This window comes from Thioclava sp. DLFJ4-1 (genome assembly GCF_002020145.1).
Classification (GTDB): domain Bacteria; phylum Pseudomonadota; class Alphaproteobacteria; order Rhodobacterales; family Rhodobacteraceae; genus Thioclava; species Thioclava sediminum.
Genome location: NZ_MPZT01000006.1, coordinates 23132 through 42729, shown reverse-complemented (window position 1 = coordinate 42729; position 19598 = coordinate 23132). Strand labels below are relative to the sequence as shown.

Sequence of the window (19598 nt, the reverse complement as noted above, 5' to 3'; positions counted from 1 at the left end):
GCAAAGCGTGTTTCGCGGCGACGCGAGGTCGTAAGAATTCGTTACAATCACGAAAAGATCACGAAAACTTTGACATGGACTGTCGAGCCATGCCGAACTGTGCGCGGAGGAGCGCCCGGGGCGGTCGAGGGACGCCGGACATACCGGCGCGAGGGAGGAAAATTTGGCTGACGCAGTCGCGAAGGGGCAGGAATCTGCCCAATCGATTCCTGCGCTTTTGGCGCGGAACGTGGCCCGATATGGTGGCTACCCCGCCTATCGCGAAAAGGAATTCGGGATCTGGCAGAGCTGGAGCTGGGCCGAAGCGGCCGAGGAAATCCGCGCGATGGCGCTGGGCTTCCTGAGCCTCGGCGTGGAACGGGGCGATTATATCGCCATCATCGGGCGCAACCGCCCCATGCATTACTGGTCGATGGTCGCGGCGCAGATGTGCGGCGCGATTCCGGTGCCGCTCTATCAGGACGCGGCGGCCGACGAGATGGCTTATGTGATGGAGCATTGCGGCGCGCGCTTCGTCGTCTGCGGCGATCAGGAGCAGGTCGACAAGATCGTCGAGATCGAGGACCGCATCCACGCGATCACCCATGTCACCTACACCGACAAGCGCGGCATGCGGAAATACGACCATTCGCGCATGAACGCGCTGGAGGACGTGCAGGCCGAGGGTCGGGCGGGTCATTCGCGCTACGAGGCCGAGCTGGACAAGCGCATCGCCGAGCTGACCTATGACAGCACCTGCGTGATGCTCTACACCTCGGGCACGACCGGCAAGCCGAAGGGCGTGGTCCTGTCGAACCGCAACATCATCGAGACCGCCAAGGCGTCTTCGGAATTCGATCACCTGAACCATAATGACGAGGTTCTGGCCTACCTGCCGATGGCATGGGTGGGCGATTTCATCTTCTCGATCGGGCAGGCCTATTGGTCGGGCTTCACCGTGAATTGCCCGGAAAGCCCCGAGACGATGATGATCGATCTGCGCGAGATCGGCCCGACCTATTTCTTCGCGCCGCCGCGGGTCTTCGAGAACCAGCTGACCTCGGTGATGATCCGCATGGAAGATGCGGGCAAGCTGAAGAAGAAGCTGTTCGACCATTACATGAAGGTCGCGCGCGAAGTCGGTCCCGACATTCTCGACGGCAAGCCCGTCAGCTTCGGCAAGCGGATGTCCTATGCGCTGGGCAATTTCTTCGTCTATGGCCCGCTCAAGAACACGCTGGGCTTCTCGCGCATCCGCGTGGGCTACACGGCGGGCGAGGCGATCGGGCCGGAGATCTTCTCCTTCTACCGTTCGCTCGGGATTAACCTGAAGCAGCTCTACGGTCAGACCGAGGCGTCGGTCTTCATCACCCAGCAGCCCGATGGCGAAGTGCGCGCCGACACGGTGGGAGTGCCGTCTCCGGGCGTCGAGGTGAAGATCGCCGACAATGGCGAGGTTTTCTATCGCAGCCCCGGCACCTTCGTGGAGTATTACAAGAACGCCGAGAGCACGGCGTCCACCAAGGACCCGGAAGGCTGGGTCGCCACCGGCGATGCGGGCTTCTTCGAGGAAGACACCGGCCATCTGCGGATCATCGACCGCGCCAAGGACGTGGGCAAGATGGCCGACGGTCGCCTGTTCGCGCCGAAATATGTCGAGAACAAGCTGAAATTCTACCCCTCGATCCTCGAGGCGGTGGTGTTCGGCGCAGGCAAGGACCGTTGCACGGCCTTCATCAATATCGACCTCACTGCGGTCGGCAACTGGGCCGAGCGCAACAACATCTCCTACGCCTCCTATCAGGAGCTTGCGGGCCATCCGCGCGTCTATGAGATGATCCGCGAGCATGTCGAAGAGGTGAATGAAAGCATCGCCGAAGATCCGATGCTCTCGGGCTGTCAGGTCCATCGCTTCCTTATCCTGCACAAGGAACTCGACGCCGATGACGGCGAGATGACCCGCACCCGCAAGGTCCGCCGCAACGTGATCGCCGAGAAGTTCAACGACCTGATCGAGGCGCTCTATGACGGGCGCGACGAGATCTACACCGAAACGGAAGTGACCTACGAGGACGGGCGCAAAGGCTCGATCAAGGCGACGCTGAAGGTCGCCGACGCGAAGGTCGTGGCCCCGAAACAGATGGCGGAGGCGGCGGAATGAAAGACATGAACGAAGGTTACGTCACCGCCGACGGCCGCCAGATCGGCGGGGTCATCATGGAGATGAAGAACATCACGCTGCGCTTCGGCGGGGTGGTGGCGATCAAGGATATCTCCTTCGACATCCGCGAGGGCGAGATCCGCGCGATCATCGGGCCGAACGGCGCGGGGAAATCCTCGATGCTGAACGTCATCTCGGGCTTCTATATCCCGACCGAGGGCGAGGTGTTCTACAAGGGCATCAAGCGCGGGCCGATGAAGCCCTATCAGGTCGCCCGCCTCGGCATCGCACGCACCTTCCAGAACATCGCGCTGTTCGACGGCATGTCGGTGCTCGACAACATCATGACCGGCCGGCTGACCCATATGAAGAAGGGTCTCATGTCGCAGGCTGGCTGGTGGTGGACGGGAGCTGCCGCCGAAGAGCACGAGAACCGCGAGAAGGTCGAAAAGATCATCGACTTTCTCGAGATCCAGAATATCCGGAAAACACCGGTGGGACGTCTGCCCTACGGTCTGAAGAAGCGGGTGGAGCTGGCGCGCGCGCTGGCCGCCGAGCCGAAGATCCTTCTGCTCGACGAGCCGATGGCCGGGATGAACGTCGAAGAGAAAGAGGACATGAGCCGCTTCATCCTCGACGTGAACGACGAGTTCGGCACCACCATCGTCCTGATCGAACACGATATGGGCGTCGTGATGGACCTCTCCGACCGGGTCGTCGTGATGGATTACGGCAAGAAGATCGGTGACGGCACGCCCGACGAGGTGCGCAGCAATCAAGACGTGATCGACGCCTATCTGGGGGTGGCCCATGACTGAGACCATCCGCATCGCAATTCAGACATCGGAGGCGCGTCATGCCTGATATCGTTCTCTATGCCGCCGAGGTGACGCTGAACGGCCTGATGGCAGGGGTGCTTTATGCGCTCGTGGCGCTGGGCTTCGTGCTGATCTTCAAAGCCTCTGGCATCTTCAACTATGCGCAGGGCGTTCTCGCGCTCTTCGCGGCGCTGACGCTGGTCGGCATCCAGAAGGGGCAAGTGCCCTTCGCCCATCTCATCAACGCGATGACGGGCAATCACTACACGAATTTCCCGTGGGAGGTTCCGGCAATCGTCGCGATCGTGCTGGCGGCGGCCGTGATGGTCGTGCTCGCGATCATCATCGAGAAAGTGGTGCTCAAGCATCTGGTGAACCAGGCGCCGATCATCCTGTTCATGGCGACGATCGGGATGGCCTATTTCCTCGAAGGTTTCGGGGACGTGATGTGGGGCTCTGACATCAAGACGCTCGATGTGGGGCTGCCGCAGGGCATCAACGAGACCATCGACACCGTCACCTACAACATGTTCGGCTACGGCTTCTTCATCGACAATCTCGATATCGTGGCGGCGATCGTCGCGGTGCTGCTGGTGTCAGCGCTCACCGTGTTTTCGCAATACTCCAAGCAGGGCCGGGCGCTGCGCGCGGTGGCCGATGATCACCAGGCCGCGCTGTCGGTCGGAATCTCGCTGCGCTTCATCTGGATCCTCGTCTGGTCCATCGCGGGCTTCGTGGCGCTGGTCGCGGGCATCATGTGGGGCTCGAAATCGGGCGTGCAGTTCTCGCTGTCGCTGATCGCGCTCAAGGCACTCCCGGTGCTGATGCTGGGCGGCTTCACCTCGATCCCGGGCGCCATCGTCGGCGGTCTGATCATCGGTGTGGGCGAGAAGCTGTTCGAACTGCTGATCGGGGCCCCCTTCCTAGGTGGCGCGACCGAGAACTGGTTCGCCTATGTCCTCGCGCTCGTCTTCCTCGTGTTCCGGCCGCAGGGCCTGTTCGGCGAGAAGATCATCGAGAGGGTCTGACCGATGATCACGACGCTTTCACGCCACGGTGAAAAATTCCTTGATCGAGCCGCAGGGGTGCGACAAGCTGCCACATGTCGTGGCGTCAAGGGGAGGGGAGCCCAGTGTCGTCGCGCTGATGTGACGATCATTGGGAGGACCGTTACCGATGAAGACCTGTGCAACCGTGTTCACGATTGGCTGGGGAGCCGCGCTCGCATTCGGATGGATCGCGCTGGCCGCTCCGCCGGAAGAACCGACCACCTTGCAAACACTGAATATCGTGCTGGCCGCCTTGGGGGCGGGAGCCGGGCTCTGGGCCTGGGTGAGGATCCGGCGCGGCAACTGCTGACGGGGGACGACGCGCTCTCCCTGACGAAAGGGAGAGGCTGATGTTTTACCGCGAAGCAGGTGATTTCAAGACATCCTACCGGGAGGACAGTCAGACCTTTCCGATCAAGTTCGACCGGCTGCGCTATTATGCAGTGCTGGTGGTCGCCTTCGGGATCGTTCCGCTGTTCATCAACGACTACTGGGCGAACGCGGTCGCGGTACCCTTCCTGATCTACGCCATCGCGGCGATCGGGCTGAATATCCTCGTGGGCTATGCCGGGCAGGTGAGCCTTGGCACCGGGGGCTTCATGGCAGTGGGCGCCTATGCCGTCTACAAGCTGATGACGGCCTTCCCGGACGTCAACATCTTCTTCCACGTCATCATCGCGGGGTTCATCACCGCCGCCGTAGGCGTGATCTTCGGCCTGCCGAGCCTGCGCATCAAAGGTTTCTACCTCGCGGTGGCGACGCTGGCGGCGCAGTTCTTCCTCGTCTGGCTCTTCAACAAGGTGCCGTGGTTCTACAACTACTCGGCCTCGGGTCAGATCAACGCGCCCGAGCGCACCGTGTTCGGCGTCTTCGTGACCGGCGCGCAGACCTCGGCCATGGCGAAATACATGTTCTGCCTCGTGATGCTGACGCTGGTGGCGCTGGTCGCGCGCAATCTGACGCGTGGCACGGTGGGGCGTAAATGGATGGCGATCCGCGACATGGATATCGCCGCCGAGATCATCGGGGTGAACCCGCTGACGACGAAGCTGTCGGCCTTTGCGGTCAGCTCGTTCTTCATCGGCATCGCCGGCGCGCTGTTCTTCGCGGTCTATCTGGGTGCGGCAGAAGTGGGCGAAGCCTTCGGCATCCAGAAGTCCTTCCTGATCCTCTTCATGGTGATCATCGGCGGTCTGGGCTCGATCTTCGGCTCGTTTGCGGGCGCTGCCTTCCTCGTGCTGCTGCCGGTCTTCCTCAAGAACGTGCTCGTCGGCACGCTCGGTTGGCCGACGGACCTCGCCGCGCATATCGAACTGATGATCGTGGGCGGGCTGATCGTGGCCTTCCTGATCGCGGAACCGCATGGCCTCGCGCAGCTCTGGCGCGTCGCGAAAGAGAAACTCCGGCTTTGGCCCTTCCCGCACTGAGGACCGGGCCGCCCAACACAAAGAACCGGGACACGCCCGGCGCAACACTCGAACATTCTGGGAGGAGAACCGAATGAAGAAGACCCTAACCGCACTGGTCGCGGCGGCGATGACGCTGACCACGGCCCCGGCTTTCGCCGAACTGGTGGTGCCGAACCTCAGCTATCGCACCGGGCCCTATGCCGCGAACGGCATTCCCTATGCCGATGGCTTCAACGACTATTTCACCCTGCTCAACGAGCGTGACGGCGGCATCGGCGGCGAGATGGTCAAGACGCCCGAATGCGAAACCGCCTACAACACCGAGAAGGGCGTGGAATGCTACGAGTCGACCAAGGGCGAAGGCGCGCTGGCCTATAACCCGCTCTCGACCGGCATCACCTATCAGCTGATCCCGAAGGTCACCGCTGACGGCATCACGCTCTACACCCCGGGCTACGGCCGCACCTCGGCTGCGAACGGCAAGGTGTTCAAGTGGGTCTTCAACTTCCCGGCCAACTACTGGGATGGCGCCTCGGTCGCGATCAAACACATCATTGATCAGGAAGGTGGCGACATCAGCGGTAAAAAAATCGCGCTGGTCTATCACAACTCCGCCTATGGCAAGGAGCCGATCCGCACGCTCGAAGAGCTGGCCAAGAAGCACGGTTTCGAGCTGTCGACCCTGCCCGTCGACCACCCCGGTCAGGAGCAGAAGTCGCAATGGCTGCAGATCCGTCGTGACAAGCCCGACTATGTCCTGATGTGGGGCTGGGGCGTCATGAACCAGGTCGCGATCCAGGAAGCCGTGAACATCCGCTTCCCGATGGATCACTTCATCGGCGTCTGGTGGTCGGGTTCGGAGAACGACGTGGCTCCGGCAGGCGACAAGGCCTCGGGCTACAAGGCGCTCTCGTTCCACGGCACCGGCATGGACTACCCGGTCTATGCGGACCTCAAGCAATATGTCGTCGATGCCGGCAAGGCGTCGGGCGCAGGCGATCAGGTCGGCACGATGCTCTATTCGCGCGGCATGTACGCGGCGATGATCATCTCGGAAGCGATCCGCAAGGCGCAGGAGATGGCCGGCAAGTCGAACGTCAACGCCGCTGAAGTGCGCGACGGTTTCGAGAACCTCGACCTCACCGAAGCCCGTCTGGAAGAGCTCGGCCTGCCGAACTTCGCCCAGCCGATCAAGGCAAGCTGCGAGAACCACGGGGGCCCCGGCTCCGCCAAGGTCTTCCAGTGGGATGCCGGTGCGAAGAAGTGGAACGAAGCCTCTGACTGGATCGAATCCGACAAGGACGTGCTGAACCCGCTGATCGAAGAAGATTCCGCAGCCTTCGCTTCGGAAAACAACATCACCGACCAGTGTAACTGATCGAAAACGGTCTCCGGCGCGCGCCGCCGGGGGCCACCCCAACGTCCCGGAGAGAACCATGCTCGACGCTTCGAAAACCGATAACACCCTTCTAGAGGTCAACAATATCGAGGTGATCTACAATCACGTCATCCTCGTGCTGAAAGGGGTGAGCCTGAGCGTGCCAAAGGGCGGGATCACCGCGCTTCTGGGCGGCAACGGCGCGGGCAAGACGACGACGCTGAAGGCGATCTCCAACCTGCTCAAATCCGAGCGCGGCGAGGTGACGAAAGGCTCGATCACCTATCGCGGCGAACGGGTGCAGGACGGCTCCCCCGCCGATCTGGTCCGCAAGGGCGTGATCCAGGTGATGGAGGGGCGCCATTGCTTCGAACACCTGACCGTCGAGGAAAACCTGCTGACCGGCGCCTATACCCGCAAGGACGGGCGCGCCGCGATCCAGGCCGATCTCGAGATGGTCTACGACTACTTCCCGCGCCTCAAGGAGCGCCGCAAATCGCAGGCGGGCTATACCTCGGGCGGGGAGCAGCAGATGGTCGCGATGGGCCGCGCGCTGATGAGCCGCCCCGAGACGATCCTGCTGGACGAGCCCTCGATGGGTCTCGCGCCGCAGCTGGTGGAGCAGATCTTCGAGATCGTGAAATCGGTTAACGAGAACGAGGGCGTGACCTTCCTTCTGGCCGAGCAGAACACCAATGTCGCGCTTCGCTACGCCCATTACGGCTACATCCTCGAGAGCGGCCGCATCGTGATGGACGGTCCCGCAGCCGAGCTGCGCGAGAACCCGGACGTGAAGGAATTCTACCTCGGCATGTCCGACGAAGGCCGCAAGAGCTTCCGCGACGTGCGCAGCTATCGCCGCCGCAAGCGCTGGCTGGCGTAACGGTAACTTACTGATTCAATTGAATTGCTGCGCAGCATTTTGGGCGCGGAGTAGGAGCGGTGTGTCCGCTGAATGGAAAGGGTCGAGAGATGCGCGAACATTTCGACGAATTGGAAACCCGCAGCGCCGACGCGCGTGAGGCCTCTCTGGCGGAGTGCCTGCCGGCGCTGATTGACGCGGCGATGAAGGCTCCCGGGATCGCGGCGCATCTGCAAGGCGTAGACCCGAGCGCGATCACCTCGCGGGAGGCGCTCGCGAAGCTGCCGGTGCTGCGCAAGTCCGACCTCGGGGCCGCGCAGAAAGGCGCGCCGCCCTTCGGGGGGCTGGTCACGAAACCCGCCCATGCCTTCGCGCATATCTTCCAGTCGCCCGGCCCGATCTACGAGCCCGGCGATACCAGCCACAACTGGTGGCGGCTGGGGCGCTTCGTCCATGCCGCAGGCGTCGGTCCCGGCGATATCGTGCAGAACTGCTTCGGCTATCACCTCACCCCCGCGGGCATGATGTTCGAGAATGCCGCGCGCACGGTCGGCGCCGCCGTTCTGCCCGCAGGCACCGGCCAGACCGAACTGCAGGTGCGCGCCGCCGTCGATATCGGCACCACCACTTACGCGGGCACGCCCGATTACCTGCGCATCATTCTCGAGAAGGCCGAAGAGATGGGCGAGGCGCTGAAAATCACCAAGGCCACCGTGTCGGGCGGCGCGCTCTTCCCGAGCCTGCGTCAGGATTATGCGGATCGCGGCATCGCCTGCCTGCAATGCTACGCCACCGCCGATCTGGGCAATATCGCCTATGAGAGTTCCGCGATGGAGGGGATGATCGTCGACGAGGGCGTGATCGTCGAGATCGTCCGCCCCGGCACCGGCGATCCGGTGGCCCCCGGCGAGGTTGGAGAAGTCGTCGTGACCACGCTCAATCCCGACTACCCGCTGATCCGTTTCGCCACCGGCGACCTCTCGGCGGTGATGGAAGGCGTCAGCCCCTGCGGACGCACCAATATGCGCATCAAAGGCTGGATGGGGCGCGCCGATCAGACGACCAAGATCAAGGGCATGTTCGTGCGCCCCGAGCAGGTCGCCAGCTTCGTCTCGGCCCATGCAGAGGTGCAAAAGGCCCGTGTCATCGCCACCCGCGATGGCGAGATGGACGTGATGACCGTGCAGATCGAAACCGAGGCCGACGATCCCGCCCGTTTCGACGGTGGCATCCGCGAGGCGCTGAAGATGAAGGGCGTGATCGAACTGGTGTCGCCCGGCTCTTTGCCCAATGATGGGAAGGTCATCGACGACCAGCGGAAATACGACTGAGGAACCGCGCGCGCACTCAAGGGGTTTCTCCGGAAAGAGAGTGGAGGACCCCATGCGTAAACTTCTTCTGACAGGTGCCGCGATCGCGGCGCTTGGCCTTCCCGCCCATGCCGCCGATCTGGCGCTGGTGCTGGGCAATTCCGATTATCAGCGGATCGACGATCTTCGCTCGGGCACCGCGCTGACCGACAGCGAAGCAAAGCTGCAGACGGCGGGCTTCTCGGTGCTGATCGAGGATGATGCCGACGCGGCCGAGATCCGGTCCCGCTTCCGCGATTTCGTGACCCGCGCGCCCGAGGCCGAGCGGCTGGTCGTGGCGCTCTCGGGCCGTTTTGTCCATTCCGACGGGGAGACATGGTATCTGCCGGTCGACGCCCGCGACACCTCGCTGCCCGAAGCGGTGAGCGAGGCGCTGCCGCTGTCCGCAGTGATGACCGTGCTCGCCGCCCATCCGGGGCGTGCCGTGCTGCTTCTCGGCGCGGCGGACGAAGAGGGCAACGGCCAGGGCCTCACCCAGCCTGGGATCGGCACGCTCGACATTCCGCAGGGCGTGACGGTGCTGCGCGGCAGCCCTAAGGATGTGGCCAGCCTCATGTCGGGCAACCTGACCGAGCCCGGCGCTTCGCTGATGCAGTCGGCGCAGTCCGAAGACCTGCGCGCGAGTGGCTACATGCCGCGGGATTTCGTACTGGTCACCGAGCCGACGGGCAAGAAGCCCGCCCCGGTGAAGACCCCCGCGGCTGACCCGTCAGCCCCCTATTGGGACATGGCGCGCTCCGAGGACACGATCACCGCCTATCAGCTTTATCTCGACCGCTATCCGAATGGCACCAATGCCGCTCAGGCGAAGCAGCGTATCCAGCAGCTGCGTGACGAGCCTCAGCGGCAAGCAAAGGCTACCGAAGAGGCGCTGAACCTCAGCCGCGATCAGAAGCGCGAGGTGCAGCAGAACCTGACGATCCTGAAATTCGACCCGAAAGGCGTCGATGGTATCTTCGGGCCCGGCTCGCGCGGGGCGATCGCGCGCTGGCAGAAAGCCAACGGCTTCGACGATACGAGCTACCTGACCCGCGCCCAGCTGACTGCGCTCTCGGCGCAGGGCGAGAAGCGCGCCGCCGAGCTGAAGGCCGAAGCCGAGGCCCGTCAGGCCAAGATCGACCAGCAGGACCGCGCTTATTGGGAGCAGACCGGCAAGGCGGGTGACGAGGCCGGGCTGCGTGCCTACCTCAAGAAATATCCCGATGGTCTGTTCGCGGAACTCGCGCAGGAGCGCCTCGACAAGATCGAAGCGGATCGCCGAGATGAAGCGCAGTCGGCCGATCGCGCCGATTGGGACGTCGCACGCAAGGCCGACACCATCGCAAGTTACCGCGATTATCTGGCAAGCCGCTCCGACCCGGCCTTCAAAGCCGAGGCCGAGGCGCGCATCGCCGAGCTGCAGCAACAGAATCAGCAAAGCGACGCGATGGACGCGGCCGCCGCGAAAGAGGCCGCCCTCAACCTGCCCGGCGTCGCGAAATCGCTGGTGGAGCAACGCCTTGCCCAGATGGGTCTCAAGCCCGGCAAGGTCGACGGTGTGTTCGACAAGGATACGCGCCGCGCGATTCGCCGCTATCAGACCGCGGGCGGGCTGGAAGCCACCGGCTATCTCGATCAGGCCACCGTGGCGCAGCTTCTGGCCGGGGCGATCGGCGCGCGTTAAGCGCCGATCCCTATCAGCCTCAGATCGCTGAACAAAGGAAAAGGCCGCGCCGGGAAATCCCTGGCGCGGCCTTTATTCGTTTCGGCTCGGCTGCCTCAGCCCTGGCGGGCTTTGAAGCGCTTCTGCGTCTTGTTGATCACGTAGACGCGGCCTTTGCGGCGCACGACCTGGCAATCGCGATGACGCTGCTTGAGCGAGCGGAGCGAGTTGCGGACCTTCATCGGCCTTCTCCTGTATCGCGGCGCGCGGTGCGCCTTGAAAAACGAATGCCCCGGGCTTGCAAGCCGGGGGCGGTGAATAGATGGTGGGCGGTACTGGGATCGAACCAGTGGCCACTACGATGTCAACGTAGTGCTCTACCGCTGAGCTAACCGCCCACACCCGTGCGATCCCGTTTGATGCCTTTGATTCGCGCTTGCGGCTAGGCCGCGAAGGGAACCGAAAGGCGCGGTGTCGCGTCGGTCTGGGGGTCTATATAAAGAGTCGAAACGGCTTTCAAGAGGGTTTTGGCGTGAAAGCGTTCCAGTGTAAGATATTAGGCGATCATAAGAGGTTTCATGTCCGACAGCCCAGCCCTTTTGCCGCCGTTCCGGCTGGTTCGCCCCAAGGCGTTGCGGACGGCTGCGGTCTTCGCCTCGCCCCATTCCGGTGCGCAATACCCGCATAGCCTGCAGGAACGGGCCGTTCTGGACATGCTGCGCCTGCGGTCTTCCGAAGATGCTTTCGTCGATGAGCTGCTGGCGGACGTTCCGCGATTCGGCGCGCCGCTTCTCTGCGCGCAGTATCCGAGGGCCTGGGTCGATCTCAACCGGGCGGAGGACGAACTTGATTCGGCGCTGATCGCCGGGCTGGACCGGGCGCATCCGGGGCCGCGCGTCGCTGCCGGTCTCGGGGTGATTCCCCGCGTGGTGTCCGGTGCGCGGGCGATCTATCGCGGCAAGATCCCGATGATCGAGGCCGAGGCGCGGATCAACCATGTCTGGCGGCCCTATCACGCGCAGCTCGAGGCGCTGATGGCCGAGGCGTATGGGGCATTCGGGCAGGCGATTTTGCTCGATATGCATTCGATGCCCTCCGAGGCACTGGCCGCGACCGGGCCGCGCCGCGCGGAGATCGTGCTTGGCGATCGCTATGGAACCAGCGCCGACCGGGAGATCGTGCGCGAGATCGAACTGATCTTCGAAGGCGAAGGGCTGAACGTGGCGCGCAACAGCCCCTTTGCCGGGGCCTATATCACCCAGCGCTACGGGCATCCGCGCGAGGGCTATCACGCCATCCAAATCGAGATCGACCGCGCGCTCTACATGGATCAGCACCGCATCGCGCCGAACGAGAACTTCAATGCGTTCGCGGCGCTGATGAGCCGGGTGGCGCGTCAGATCGCCGATCTCGGGGCACATCCGCTGCGTCACGCAGCGGAGTAAGTCACTCTCCGTCCCAGCCGCGCCCGTTGCGGATCGCATCCGCCCCGAATCGCGCCCGGATCGCATCTTTCGCCCGCTCCGCTGTTGCGCGCTTGCCCGCGTAAGGGTCGAGCAGATCGCCCGCCGGATCGCGCCCATCGGCCGCCGAGAGGTCCGAAAACCCGATCCCGATCAAACGGTAGGCCTGCCCCTTCGGCAGCTTGTCGAACAGCGTCTCGCCCGCGCGATAGAGCGTGTCGGCCAATTGGCTGGGCTCCTCCAGCCGGGTCTGCCGGGTCACGGTCGCGAAATCGGCCTTTTTGAGCTTCAGCGTCACGGTCCGCCCCGCCAGATCGCGCGCCTTCATCCGGGCCGAGACCTTCTCGGCCAGATGCCACAGCTTGCCCATCAGCGCCTCGCGATCGGCGATGTCGGTGTTGAAGGTGGTCTCGTTCGACACCGATTTCATCGGCGAGTCGGGAGAGACGCGCCGCGCATCGAGACCGCTGGCCAACTCAAAGAGCCGCCGCCCCGACGCGCCGAAGCGGTCCTCCATCCGCGACAGCCCCGCGCGGCGGATATCGGCGAGCGTGCGGATGCCCGCGCGCCCCAAGGCCGAGCGCGTCGCCGCCCCCACGCCCCAAAGGATCGACACCGGCTTGTCGCGGAGAAACTCTTCCGTATCGCCGCGCCCGATCACCGAAAACCCGCGCGGCTTGTCGAGATCCGAGGCGATCTTGGCGAGAAACTTGTTATGCGAAAGACCGACCGAGGCCGTGACCCCGATCTCCGTCTCGATCTCGCGCGCAAGCCGCGCCATCAGGAGCGCGGGCGGCGCATGATGTAGCCGCTCCGTCCCGCCCAGATCGAGAAACGCCTCGTCGAGCGAGAGCGGCTCGATCAGCGGCGTCAGCTCGACCATCTTCGCCCGGATCTCGCGCGAGACGCTGGCGTAATGCTCCATCCGCGGTTTGATGATCACCGCATCGGGGCAAAGCTTGCGCGCCTGATACATCGGCATGGCCGAGCGCACGCCGGAGATTCGCGCGATATAGCAGCAGGTCGTCACCACCCCACGCGTGCCGCCGCCCACGATGACCGCCTGCGAAGACAGTTCGGGATTGTCGCGCTTCTCGACCGAGGCGTAGAAACTGTCGCAGTCGATATGTGCGATGGGCAGGTCGAACAGCTCCGGATGCGCCACGATCCGCGCCTTGCCGCAGGCGGGGCAACGCTTCGGCGCCTCGTCAAAACTCTTCAGGCAATGGCGGCAAAGGGCGGGCATGGGGACTCGATCCGGGGAATATCCCCTAGATACTCCTTCTTCCGCTTGGCGGAAATATCCCGGGGTGAATTGGCGTAGCCAAGAGGGGCAGCGCCCCTGATGCTGACGAAAAAGGGGCGGATCGCTCCGCCCCTCTCAATCGGCTTTCAGATGGCCTTAGTGCAGCGGCACGCCATCGGCAGGCTTCGTGCCCCCCAAAGGCGCGCTGTGGCCGCCGACGATCAGGCCGTTCGGGCCCGCGGTGACTTCGACCGTCGCACCGTCCATGATCTCGCCGCCAAGGATCGCCTCGGCCAGCGGATCCTGCAGCGAACGCTGGATCACCCGCTTCAGCGGACGTGCGCCATAGACCGGGTCGTAGCCTGCATCGGCGAGCCACTTGTGGGCCGACTCGTCCAGCTCCAGCGTGATTTTGCGCTGTGCCAGACGTTTCTCCAGCCGCTTGAGCTGGATCTCCACGATCCCGTCCATGTTCTCGCGGTTCAGGCGATCGAAGATCACCATCTCGTCGAGACGGTTCAGGAATTCGGGGCGGAAATGCGCCCGCACCGCATCCATCACCTGACGCTTGGCCTCGCTCGCATCCGTGCCTTCCGGCAGCTGGCTGAGCGCTTGGCTGCCGAGGTTCGAGGTCAGTACGATCAGGGTCTGCTTGAAGTCGACCGTGCGGCCCTGACCATCGGTCAGCACACCGTCGTCAAGCACTTGCAGCAGCACGTTGAACACGTCCGGATGCGCCTTCTCGACCTCGTCGAACAGCACGACCTGATAGGGACGCCGCCGGACCGCTTCGGTCAGAACGCCACCCTCGTCATAGCCGACATAGCCCGGAGGGGCACCGATCAGCCGGGCCACGGAGTGCTTCTCCATGAACTCGGACATGTCGATCCGCACCATCGCCTGATCGTCGTCGAACAGGTAATTCGCGACGGCCTTGGTCAGCTCGGTCTTACCCACACCGGTCGGGCCGAGGAAGAGGAACGAGCCCAGCGGGCGGTTCTCGTCGTTCAGCCCCGCACGCGCCCGGCGCACGGCGTTCGACACGGCGGTGATCGCTGCATCCTGACCGACGACGCGCTTGTGCAGCTCGTCTTCCATCTTCAGCAGCTTCTCGCGCTCGCCCTCGAGCATCTTCGAGGTCGGAATGCCGGTCCAGCGTTCGACCACTTCGGCGATCTGCTCGGGACGCACCGATTCCTCGACCATCAGCTCTTCGCCTTCGGCCTCGTCGGCTGCGGCGAGCTGCTTCTCGAGGCTCGGGATGATGCCGTAGCTCAGCTCACCGGCGCGGGCGAGATTGCCTTCGCGCTTGGCTTGATCGAGCTCGGCCCGGGCCTTGTCGAGTTGCTCCTTGAGGTTGCGACCCGATTCCAGCTTGTCCCGCTCCGCCTGCCACTTGGCAGTCATTTCCGAAGCGCGATCCTGCAGATCGGCCAGTTCCTTCTCGAGCTTCTCGAGACGGTCCTTCGACGCGGTGTCGTCCTCTTTCTTCAGAGCTTCCGCTTCGATCTGCATCTGCAGGATCTGACGGTCGAGCGCATCGAGCTCTTCGGGCTTGCTGTCCACTTCCATGCGTAGACGCGAGGCGGCCTCGTCCACGAGGTCGATCGCCTTGTCGGGCAGGAAGCGGTCGGTAATGTAGCGATGCGAGAGCGTCGCAGCCGAGACCAGCGCCGAGTCGGAGATCTTCACCCCGTGGTGGAGTTCGTATTTCTCCTTGATACCGCGCAGGATCGAGATCGTGTCCTCGACCGTCGGCTCTTCCACCATCACGGGCTGGAAACGCCGGGCCAAAGCCGCGTCCTTCTCGACATACTTGCGATACTCGTCGAGCGTCGTGGCGCCCACGCAGTGCAGCTCACCGCGGGCCAGCGCCGGCTTGATCAGGTTCGCCGCATCCATCGCGCCGTCGGATTTCCCGGCACCCACGAGCGTGTGCATCTCGTCGATGAAAAGGATGATCTCACCCGCAGCGGCCTCGATTTCCTTGAGGATCGCTTTCAGACGCTCTTCGAATTCACCGCGATATTTCGCACCGGCGATCAGCGCACCCATGTCGAGTGCGAGCAGCCGCTTGTCGCGCAAGCTCTCCGGCACGTCCCCGTCGATGATGCGCAGTGCGAGGCCTTCCGCGATCGCGGTCTTACCCACGCCGGGTTCGCCGATCAGGACCGGGTTGTTCTTGGTTCGACGGCTCAGCACCTGCATCGTGCGCCGAATCTCGTCATCACGACCGATAATCGGGTCGATCTTGCCTTGCTCTGCGGCCTCGGTCAGATCGCGCGCGTATTTCTTGAGCGCCTCATAGCCCTCTTCGGCCGAGGCCGAATCCGCCGTGCGGCCCTTGCGAAGATCGTTGATCGCGGCGTTGAGCTTCTGCGCCGTCACCGCGCCCGCATCGAGCGCATCCTTGGCGCGCGTGTTCACCATGGCCAGAGCCATCAGCACACGCTCCACCGGCACGAAGCTGTCGCCCGCTTTCTTGGCGATCTTCTCTGCCTCGTCGAGTACGCGCACGAGGCTCTGCTCGACATAGACCTGCCCGTCGCCGCCCGACACTTTCGGCAGTTTCGACACCGCCAGATCGACGGCTTCGAGCACGCGGGCAGGCTCGCCGCCGGCGCGCTTGATCAGATTGGCCGACAGCCCCTGATCGTCATCCATCAAAGCCTTCAGAAGATGCTCGGGCACCACACGTTGATGACCCTCGCGCATCGCGATCGTCTGCGCGGCCTGAAGGAAACCGCGAGACCGCTCCGTGAACTTCTCCATGTTCATCGGCATTCTCCTTTTTTAAAGCCCCCGGGATGTGTCTGGCCCTATATTAGGCGCCGTCCTGACCGGGTCTCGATATGAAAAATGGGATGTGGCGCATCCCGCTTCAAGAGCTTTATGGCGACCATTTCGCCGCAGGTGGAAACCAAAACGCAAGGTTTAGCGTTTACGCAAGGACACCCATGCAGGAGGCTCCGAGGATGCATCATGCCAGCGCCACGCATATCGCGCGCCTGATTTACAACGCCGCGCAGCGCCGTTTCGAGGCGGTCGTCGAATTCTTCACGCCCGGATCGCGCAGCCGCTGCGGGTGCCTGTTCGGGTCGAAGCCAGCCCCAACATTTCGCATCGCCAGCTTGCCCGCGCGCTGACCCGCGAAGCGCAGCGTCGTGGCATCGGCGGGCTGTGATTCCCCGAACGGCTTGACGTAGCGGTGATTGATCCGCATCAGGGGGCGATCTTGAAAAGGAGCGCCCAGCGATGACCGACATGACCCTGCCCGCCGACGACCGTCTCATCGTCGCCCTCGACGTGCCGAGCGCCTATGAAGGCCTCGTGCTGGCGAACCAGCTGGGCGACACGGTGTCCTTCTACAAGATCGGTCTGGGGATGCTCACCGGCGGCGGCCTCGCGCTGGCCAGCGAGCTGAAGCAGGATCAGGGCAAACGCATCTTCCTCGACATGAAGCTATTCGACATCGGCGCGACGGTCGAGAACGCCGTGCGCGGGCTGGCGCAGTTCGATCTCGATTTTCTCACCGTGCATGGCGACCCCTATGTGGTGAAGGCCGCCAAGGAAGGCGCGGCGGGCACCGATCTGAAGATCCTCGCCGTGACGATCCTGACCTCGCTCGACCGTGAGGACCTGAATGGTGCGCTGATCAAGGATGGCGCGATCAGCGACCTCGTGGCGGAGCGTGCGGGGCGGGCTTTCGAGGCTGGTGCGGATGGCGTGATCGCCTCGCCACAGGAGGCTGCGATGATCCGCGCGCTGCCCGAGGCGGAGTGCCGTCTGATCGTGACGCCGGGCGTGCGTCCGACCGGGGCCGACCTTGGCGATCAGAAGCGGATCGCGACTCCGGCAGCGGCGGTGGGCGCAGGGGCCGACCATATCGTCGTCGGTCGCCCGATCCACCGCGCGCCCGATCCGCGCGCTGCGGCGGAAGCGATCCTCAAAGAATTGCAGGGCTGATTAGCATTTCTTACTGACCGTCGCCGCCTGTCGCCGGGCCGCTCGTTTTCGATTCGGGCGCCACGTCGACCTTCGCGGCGTTCGGGTCGGACATCTGCTGCTCGCTCGGCGGATCGGTGGCGGCGTCGTCACCCCCGTCGATTGGCGTATCGGCAACGAGCCAGACCACGACACCCAATGCCGCGACCAGCGCAACTAGGGTGAGTATCAGGCCGCCGATACTGCTCTGTCGGTTCGAATCCTTGGCCATTCTTGCTCGCCTCTTCGCTTTGATCCCTCGGAAAAGGAAACGCGAGGCTCTGACCTGCGTTCCTCCTCCCGTCATCAGATAGGCGGAGCATGGCGCAAAATGAAACGGCGCCCCGCAGGACGCCGCTTCACTTGCACGTGATCTGCAAAAGCGGGATCAGTTCGAGCCGCCGCTTTGCGTGGTGGCCTCAGCCGAGGCGCCGCTCGTGTCGGTGCTGCCGCTGTCGCTGGCTGCGGCATCGCCCGAGGCGTCGGCGCTGGACGAATCCGCCGGGGCTGCGTTGTCGTTATTCTCGATCGTGACCGAGGTTGCGCTCGCATCGCTCTCGGTGGGCGCAGTGCTGGCGCTTTCGTCGCCGGGCGACATCATGAGCCAAAGAACGATACCGAGGGCAACGACGACCGCGCCCAGAACGAAATAGATGCCGCCCAGACCCGAGCGTTCGTGATTATGCGTGTCAGACATGATGATCTCCTGTCGATTTTCATCTCTCTGTATTGGCGAGAGAACATCGATAGGCCGCTTCCAGTTCCCGCGATGCGCGGGAAGTCGCCGGCAGCGGTTTCGTCACAGGTCCTCAGTTCTCGTTGATATCGTCATGCCATTGCTTCACCTGACCGCGCCGCACGCCCATCAGTTTGCGTAGCGCGAGCCATGCGATGATCGACAGAACCGCGAAGGTGATCAGCGTGATCGGCACCGACTTTCCGACGATGCCGATCCAGATCAGCCCGCCGGTAATCACCGCCCCGATCGAGAAGCCGAGGAAGATGAAGCCGGGGATGATCATCTCGGCCCCGCCCAGCACCAGACCGGCCAGAACCCAGACCCACGGAAGTTGCCAGAGGTCCATCACGCTTTCCTTAGAAGCTGGAAGGCGTCGGTGAAGGCCTCGAGGGCGGCGGCAGGCAGGATCACGGTCTGCTTGCCTTCGCCCTTGGCCACCTGAGCCAGCGCGTCGACCTGTTTCAGCGCGACCTGATACTGCGCGGCTTCCAGGCCGTTCTTCGCAATCGCCTGCGCGACGACTTCCGTGGCATAGGCTTCGGCATCGGCCGAGATGCGGCGCGCCTCGGCCTCTTTCTGCGCCTGGAACAGCTGGGCTTCGGCGGCGAGTTCGACCGCGCGCTTCTTACCCTCTGCCTCGGTCACCTGCGCCCGGCGCGCGCGCTCGGCGTTGAGCTGTTGCAGCATCGCGGCGCGGGTCGCCTCGTCGAGATTGACGTCGAGAATCTCTGCGCGCGTCACCTCGATCCCCCAATCGTCGACCATCACGGCGACCTGTTCGCGGACCTTCTCGATCAGGCGGGCGCGGTTCGATTGCACCTCGTCGAGTTCGATCACCCCGATTTCGGAGCGCACGATCCCCGCAACGGTCGTCGCGATCGCGGCGTCGACATCTCGGATGCGGTAGACGGTCTTTTCCGGTTCGGTGATCCGGTAGAAGACCGAGGTTTCGACCTTCACCAGCACGTTGTCGGCGGTGATCGCGTCCTGCATCGCGTTGGGCAACTGGCGCTCGAGGATCGAGATCTTGTGCGGCACCCGGTCGAGGAACGGCACGATGAAGTTGATGCCGGGGCCGAGTACCGCGCGCAGCCGCCCGAAGCGCTCCACGACGTGCTTCTCGGATTGCGGCACGATCCGCACGCCGAGGAAGACCGACAGGATCAACAGAACCGCGACGGCGATCATCACGATATCGCTGCCGGTTAGGGAATTAAGGAAATACATCTGGGCCTCGACCTTCTGAACTCACACTTGATTACCGGGAAAGACGCGCAAGGCGAGCAGCGTCAGCACCACGAGCACGGCCCAGCCACCGGGCCGTGAGATGAGCCAGACCGCGAGCGCGAAGCCGATCCCGAGGATACGACTGCTCGCGGTCGCGAGAAAGCCGAACAGCACGCCCATCAAGCGAATTCCATCAAATTGGGGGTCATCGACTGCTCCTTGTGGTTTTTCCACAAGTTTGCCGCAACTTCCGCGATTTGGGAAGGCTGTT

The 19598-nt window shown here is 63.6% G+C and carries 20 protein-coding genes and 1 tRNA gene; 11 read left to right on the top strand and 10 right to left on the bottom strand.

Annotation, left to right across the window (positions count from 1 at the left end; genetic code table 11):
* Positions 1–163: 163 nt before the first annotated feature.
* From BMI85_RS17845 to BMI85_RS17805, 9 genes are all read left to right on the top strand, one after another.
* The gene (locus BMI85_RS17845) at positions 164–2140 is read left to right on the top strand and encodes a long-chain fatty acid--CoA ligase (RefSeq protein ID WP_078602244.1); all 1977 of its coding nucleotides are present in this window, start codon (positions 164–166) and stop codon (positions 2138–2140) included.
* A complete protein-coding gene (locus BMI85_RS17840; RefSeq protein ID WP_078522363.1) occupies positions 2137–2958 on the top strand; it encodes an ABC transporter ATP-binding protein in 822 nt (273 codons plus the stop codon). Before BMI85_RS17845 ends, BMI85_RS17840 begins: the two co-directional genes overlap by 4 nt.
* A 38-nt stretch (positions 2959–2996) precedes the next feature.
* On the top strand, positions 2997–3986 hold the full coding sequence (locus BMI85_RS17835) for a branched-chain amino acid ABC transporter permease (RefSeq protein ID WP_078602243.1): 990 nt from the start codon (positions 2997–2999) through the stop codon (positions 3984–3986).
* Positions 3987–4134: 148 nt separating this feature from the next.
* Complete coding sequence (locus tag BMI85_RS17830) at positions 4135–4317, top strand: hypothetical protein (protein ID WP_078541717.1); 183 nt, start codon at positions 4135–4137, stop codon at positions 4315–4317.
* A 40-nt stretch (positions 4318–4357) separates the two neighbouring features.
* A complete protein-coding gene (locus BMI85_RS17825; RefSeq protein ID WP_078550808.1) occupies positions 4358–5434 on the top strand; it encodes a branched-chain amino acid ABC transporter permease in 1077 nt (358 codons plus the stop codon).
* 73 nt (positions 5435–5507) lie between these two features.
* Positions 5508–6794: an ABC transporter substrate-binding protein gene (locus tag BMI85_RS17820; RefSeq protein WP_078570802.1), complete on the top strand. Its 1287-nt coding sequence runs from the start codon at positions 5508–5510 to the stop codon at positions 6792–6794.
* A 58-nt stretch (positions 6795–6852) separates the two neighbouring features.
* Positions 6853–7677, top strand: a complete 825-nt coding sequence (locus BMI85_RS17815; RefSeq protein ID WP_078550806.1) for an ABC transporter ATP-binding protein — start codon at positions 6853–6855, stop codon at positions 7675–7677.
* An 89-nt stretch (positions 7678–7766) separates the two neighbouring features.
* Complete coding sequence (locus BMI85_RS17810) at positions 7767–8987, top strand: AMP-binding protein (RefSeq protein WP_078602242.1); 1221 nt, start codon at positions 7767–7769, stop codon at positions 8985–8987.
* Between the two features lie 52 nt (positions 8988–9039).
* Positions 9040–10689, top strand: coding sequence for a peptidoglycan-binding protein (locus BMI85_RS17805; protein WP_168174815.1), 1650 nt, complete (start codon positions 9040–9042; stop codon positions 10687–10689).
* 95 nt (positions 10690–10784) lie between these two features.
* Here the strand turns inward: BMI85_RS17805 and ykgO are convergent, their stop codons facing one another.
* Together ykgO and BMI85_RS17795 are read right to left on the bottom strand one after the other, a co-directional pair.
* Complete coding sequence (gene ykgO / locus BMI85_RS17800) at positions 10785–10910, bottom strand: type B 50S ribosomal protein L36 (protein ID WP_038074920.1); 126 nt, start codon at positions 10908–10910, stop codon at positions 10785–10787.
* Positions 10911–10991: 81 nt separating this feature from the next.
* A tRNA-Val gene (locus BMI85_RS17795) sits at positions 10992–11066 on the bottom strand.
* 180 nt (positions 11067–11246) lie between these two features.
* Here BMI85_RS17795 and BMI85_RS17790 point away from each other — a divergent pair.
* Positions 11247–12113 carry an N-formylglutamate amidohydrolase gene (locus BMI85_RS17790; RefSeq protein ID WP_078602240.1) on the top strand — a complete coding sequence of 289 codons (867 nt, stop codon included), beginning with the start codon at positions 11247–11249 and terminating at the stop codon, positions 12111–12113.
* A 1-nt stretch (position 12114) separates the two neighbouring features.
* Here BMI85_RS17790 and BMI85_RS17785 read toward each other — a convergent pair whose 3' ends face one another.
* The 3 genes from BMI85_RS17785 to BMI85_RS17775 form a co-directional block, all read right to left on the bottom strand.
* On the bottom strand, positions 12115–13377 hold the full coding sequence (locus BMI85_RS17785; protein WP_078602239.1) for a DNA polymerase IV: 1263 nt from the start codon (positions 13375–13377) through the stop codon (positions 12115–12117).
* Positions 13378–13533: 156 nt separating this feature from the next.
* Positions 13534–16155 carry an ATP-dependent chaperone ClpB gene (gene clpB / locus BMI85_RS17780; protein WP_078602238.1) on the bottom strand — a complete coding sequence of 874 codons (2622 nt, stop codon included), beginning with the start codon at positions 16153–16155 and terminating at the stop codon, positions 13534–13536.
* 235 nt (positions 16156–16390) lie between these two features.
* Positions 16391–16600: a hypothetical protein gene (locus BMI85_RS17775; RefSeq protein WP_078602237.1), complete on the bottom strand. Its 210-nt coding sequence runs from the start codon at positions 16598–16600 to the stop codon at positions 16391–16393.
* A 41-nt stretch (positions 16601–16641) separates the two neighbouring features.
* Here BMI85_RS17775 and pyrF point away from each other — a divergent pair, with 41 nt between their 5' ends.
* Positions 16642–17343: an orotidine-5'-phosphate decarboxylase gene (gene pyrF, locus BMI85_RS17770; RefSeq protein WP_078602501.1), complete on the top strand. Its 702-nt coding sequence runs from the start codon at positions 16642–16644 to the stop codon at positions 17341–17343.
* Between the two features lie 10 nt (positions 17344–17353).
* On the opposite strand, the gene BMI85_RS17765 is transcribed toward pyrF, so the two are convergent.
* The 5 genes from BMI85_RS17765 to BMI85_RS21490 form a co-directional block, all read right to left on the bottom strand.
* Positions 17354–17593 carry a hypothetical protein gene (locus tag BMI85_RS17765; RefSeq protein ID WP_078541725.1) on the bottom strand — a complete coding sequence of 80 codons (240 nt, stop codon included), beginning with the start codon at positions 17591–17593 and terminating at the stop codon, positions 17354–17356.
* A gap of 156 nt (positions 17594–17749) precedes the next feature.
* Entirely contained in the window at positions 17750–18058 is a 309-nt protein-coding gene (locus BMI85_RS17760; RefSeq protein WP_078522375.1) for a hypothetical protein, read from the bottom strand.
* A 112-nt stretch (positions 18059–18170) separates the two neighbouring features.
* Entirely contained in the window at positions 18171–18446 is a 276-nt protein-coding gene (locus BMI85_RS17755) for a hypothetical protein (protein WP_078522376.1), read from the bottom strand.
* Positions 18446–19327, bottom strand: a complete 882-nt coding sequence (locus tag BMI85_RS17750; protein ID WP_078602236.1) for an SPFH domain-containing protein — start codon at positions 19325–19327, stop codon at positions 18446–18448. Before BMI85_RS17750 ends, BMI85_RS17755 begins: the two co-directional genes overlap by 1 nt.
* Before the next feature lie 21 nt (positions 19328–19348).
* The gene (locus BMI85_RS21490) at positions 19349–19507 is read right to left on the bottom strand and encodes a hypothetical protein (RefSeq protein WP_165756939.1); all 159 of its coding nucleotides are present in this window, start codon (positions 19505–19507) and stop codon (positions 19349–19351) included.
* Positions 19508–19598 lie beyond the last annotated feature (91 nt).

What these genes read in the sequence shown, in the direction of transcription:
- BMI85_RS17840 (WP_078522363.1), top strand. Translation starts at nt 2,137, where the DNA reads ATGAAAGACATGAACGAAGGTTACGTCACCGCCGACGGCCGCCAGATC.
- BMI85_RS17835 (WP_078602243.1), top strand. Translation starts at nt 2,997, where the DNA reads ATGCCTGATATCGTTCTCTATGCCGCCGAGGTGACGCTGAACGGCCTG.
- BMI85_RS17830 (WP_078541717.1), top strand. Translation starts at nt 4,135, where the DNA reads ATGAAGACCTGTGCAACCGTGTTCACGATTGGCTGGGGAGCCGCGCTC.
- BMI85_RS17825 (WP_078550808.1), top strand. Translation starts at nt 4,358, where the DNA reads ATGTTTTACCGCGAAGCAGGTGATTTCAAGACATCCTACCGGGAGGAC.
- BMI85_RS17820 (WP_078570802.1), top strand. Translation starts at nt 5,508, where the DNA reads ATGAAGAAGACCCTAACCGCACTGGTCGCGGCGGCGATGACGCTGACC.
- BMI85_RS17815 (WP_078550806.1), top strand. Translation starts at nt 6,853, where the DNA reads ATGCTCGACGCTTCGAAAACCGATAACACCCTTCTAGAGGTCAACAAT.
- BMI85_RS17810 (WP_078602242.1), top strand. Translation starts at nt 7,767, where the DNA reads ATGCGCGAACATTTCGACGAATTGGAAACCCGCAGCGCCGACGCGCGT.
- BMI85_RS17805 (WP_168174815.1), top strand. Translation starts at nt 9,040, where the DNA reads ATGCGTAAACTTCTTCTGACAGGTGCCGCGATCGCGGCGCTTGGCCTT.
- ykgO (WP_038074920.1), bottom strand. Translation starts at nt 10,910, where the DNA reads ATGAAGGTCCGCAACTCGCTCCGCTCGCTCAAGCAGCGTCATCGCGAT.
- BMI85_RS17790 (WP_078602240.1), top strand. Translation starts at nt 11,247, where the DNA reads ATGTCCGACAGCCCAGCCCTTTTGCCGCCGTTCCGGCTGGTTCGCCCC.
- BMI85_RS17785 (WP_078602239.1), bottom strand. Translation starts at nt 13,377, where the DNA reads ATGCCCGCCCTTTGCCGCCATTGCCTGAAGAGTTTTGACGAGGCGCCG.
- clpB (WP_078602238.1), bottom strand. Translation starts at nt 16,155, where the DNA reads ATGAACATGGAGAAGTTCACGGAGCGGTCTCGCGGTTTCCTTCAGGCC.
- BMI85_RS17775 (WP_078602237.1), bottom strand. Translation starts at nt 16,600, where the DNA reads ATGCGGATCAATCACCGCTACGTCAAGCCGTTCGGGGAATCACAGCCC.
- pyrF (WP_078602501.1), top strand. Translation starts at nt 16,642, where the DNA reads ATGACCCTGCCCGCCGACGACCGTCTCATCGTCGCCCTCGACGTGCCG.
- BMI85_RS17765 (WP_078541725.1), bottom strand. Translation starts at nt 17,593, where the DNA reads ATGGCCAAGGATTCGAACCGACAGAGCAGTATCGGCGGCCTGATACTC.
- BMI85_RS17760 (WP_078522375.1), bottom strand. Translation starts at nt 18,058, where the DNA reads ATGTCTGACACGCATAATCACGAACGCTCGGGTCTGGGCGGCATCTAT.
- BMI85_RS17755 (WP_078522376.1), bottom strand. Translation starts at nt 18,446, where the DNA reads ATGGACCTCTGGCAACTTCCGTGGGTCTGGGTTCTGGCCGGTCTGGTG.
- BMI85_RS17750 (WP_078602236.1), bottom strand. Translation starts at nt 19,327, where the DNA reads ATGTATTTCCTTAATTCCCTAACCGGCAGCGATATCGTGATGATCGCC.
- BMI85_RS21490 (WP_165756939.1), bottom strand. Translation starts at nt 19,507, where the DNA reads ATGGGCGTGCTGTTCGGCTTTCTCGCGACCGCGAGCAGTCGTATCCTC.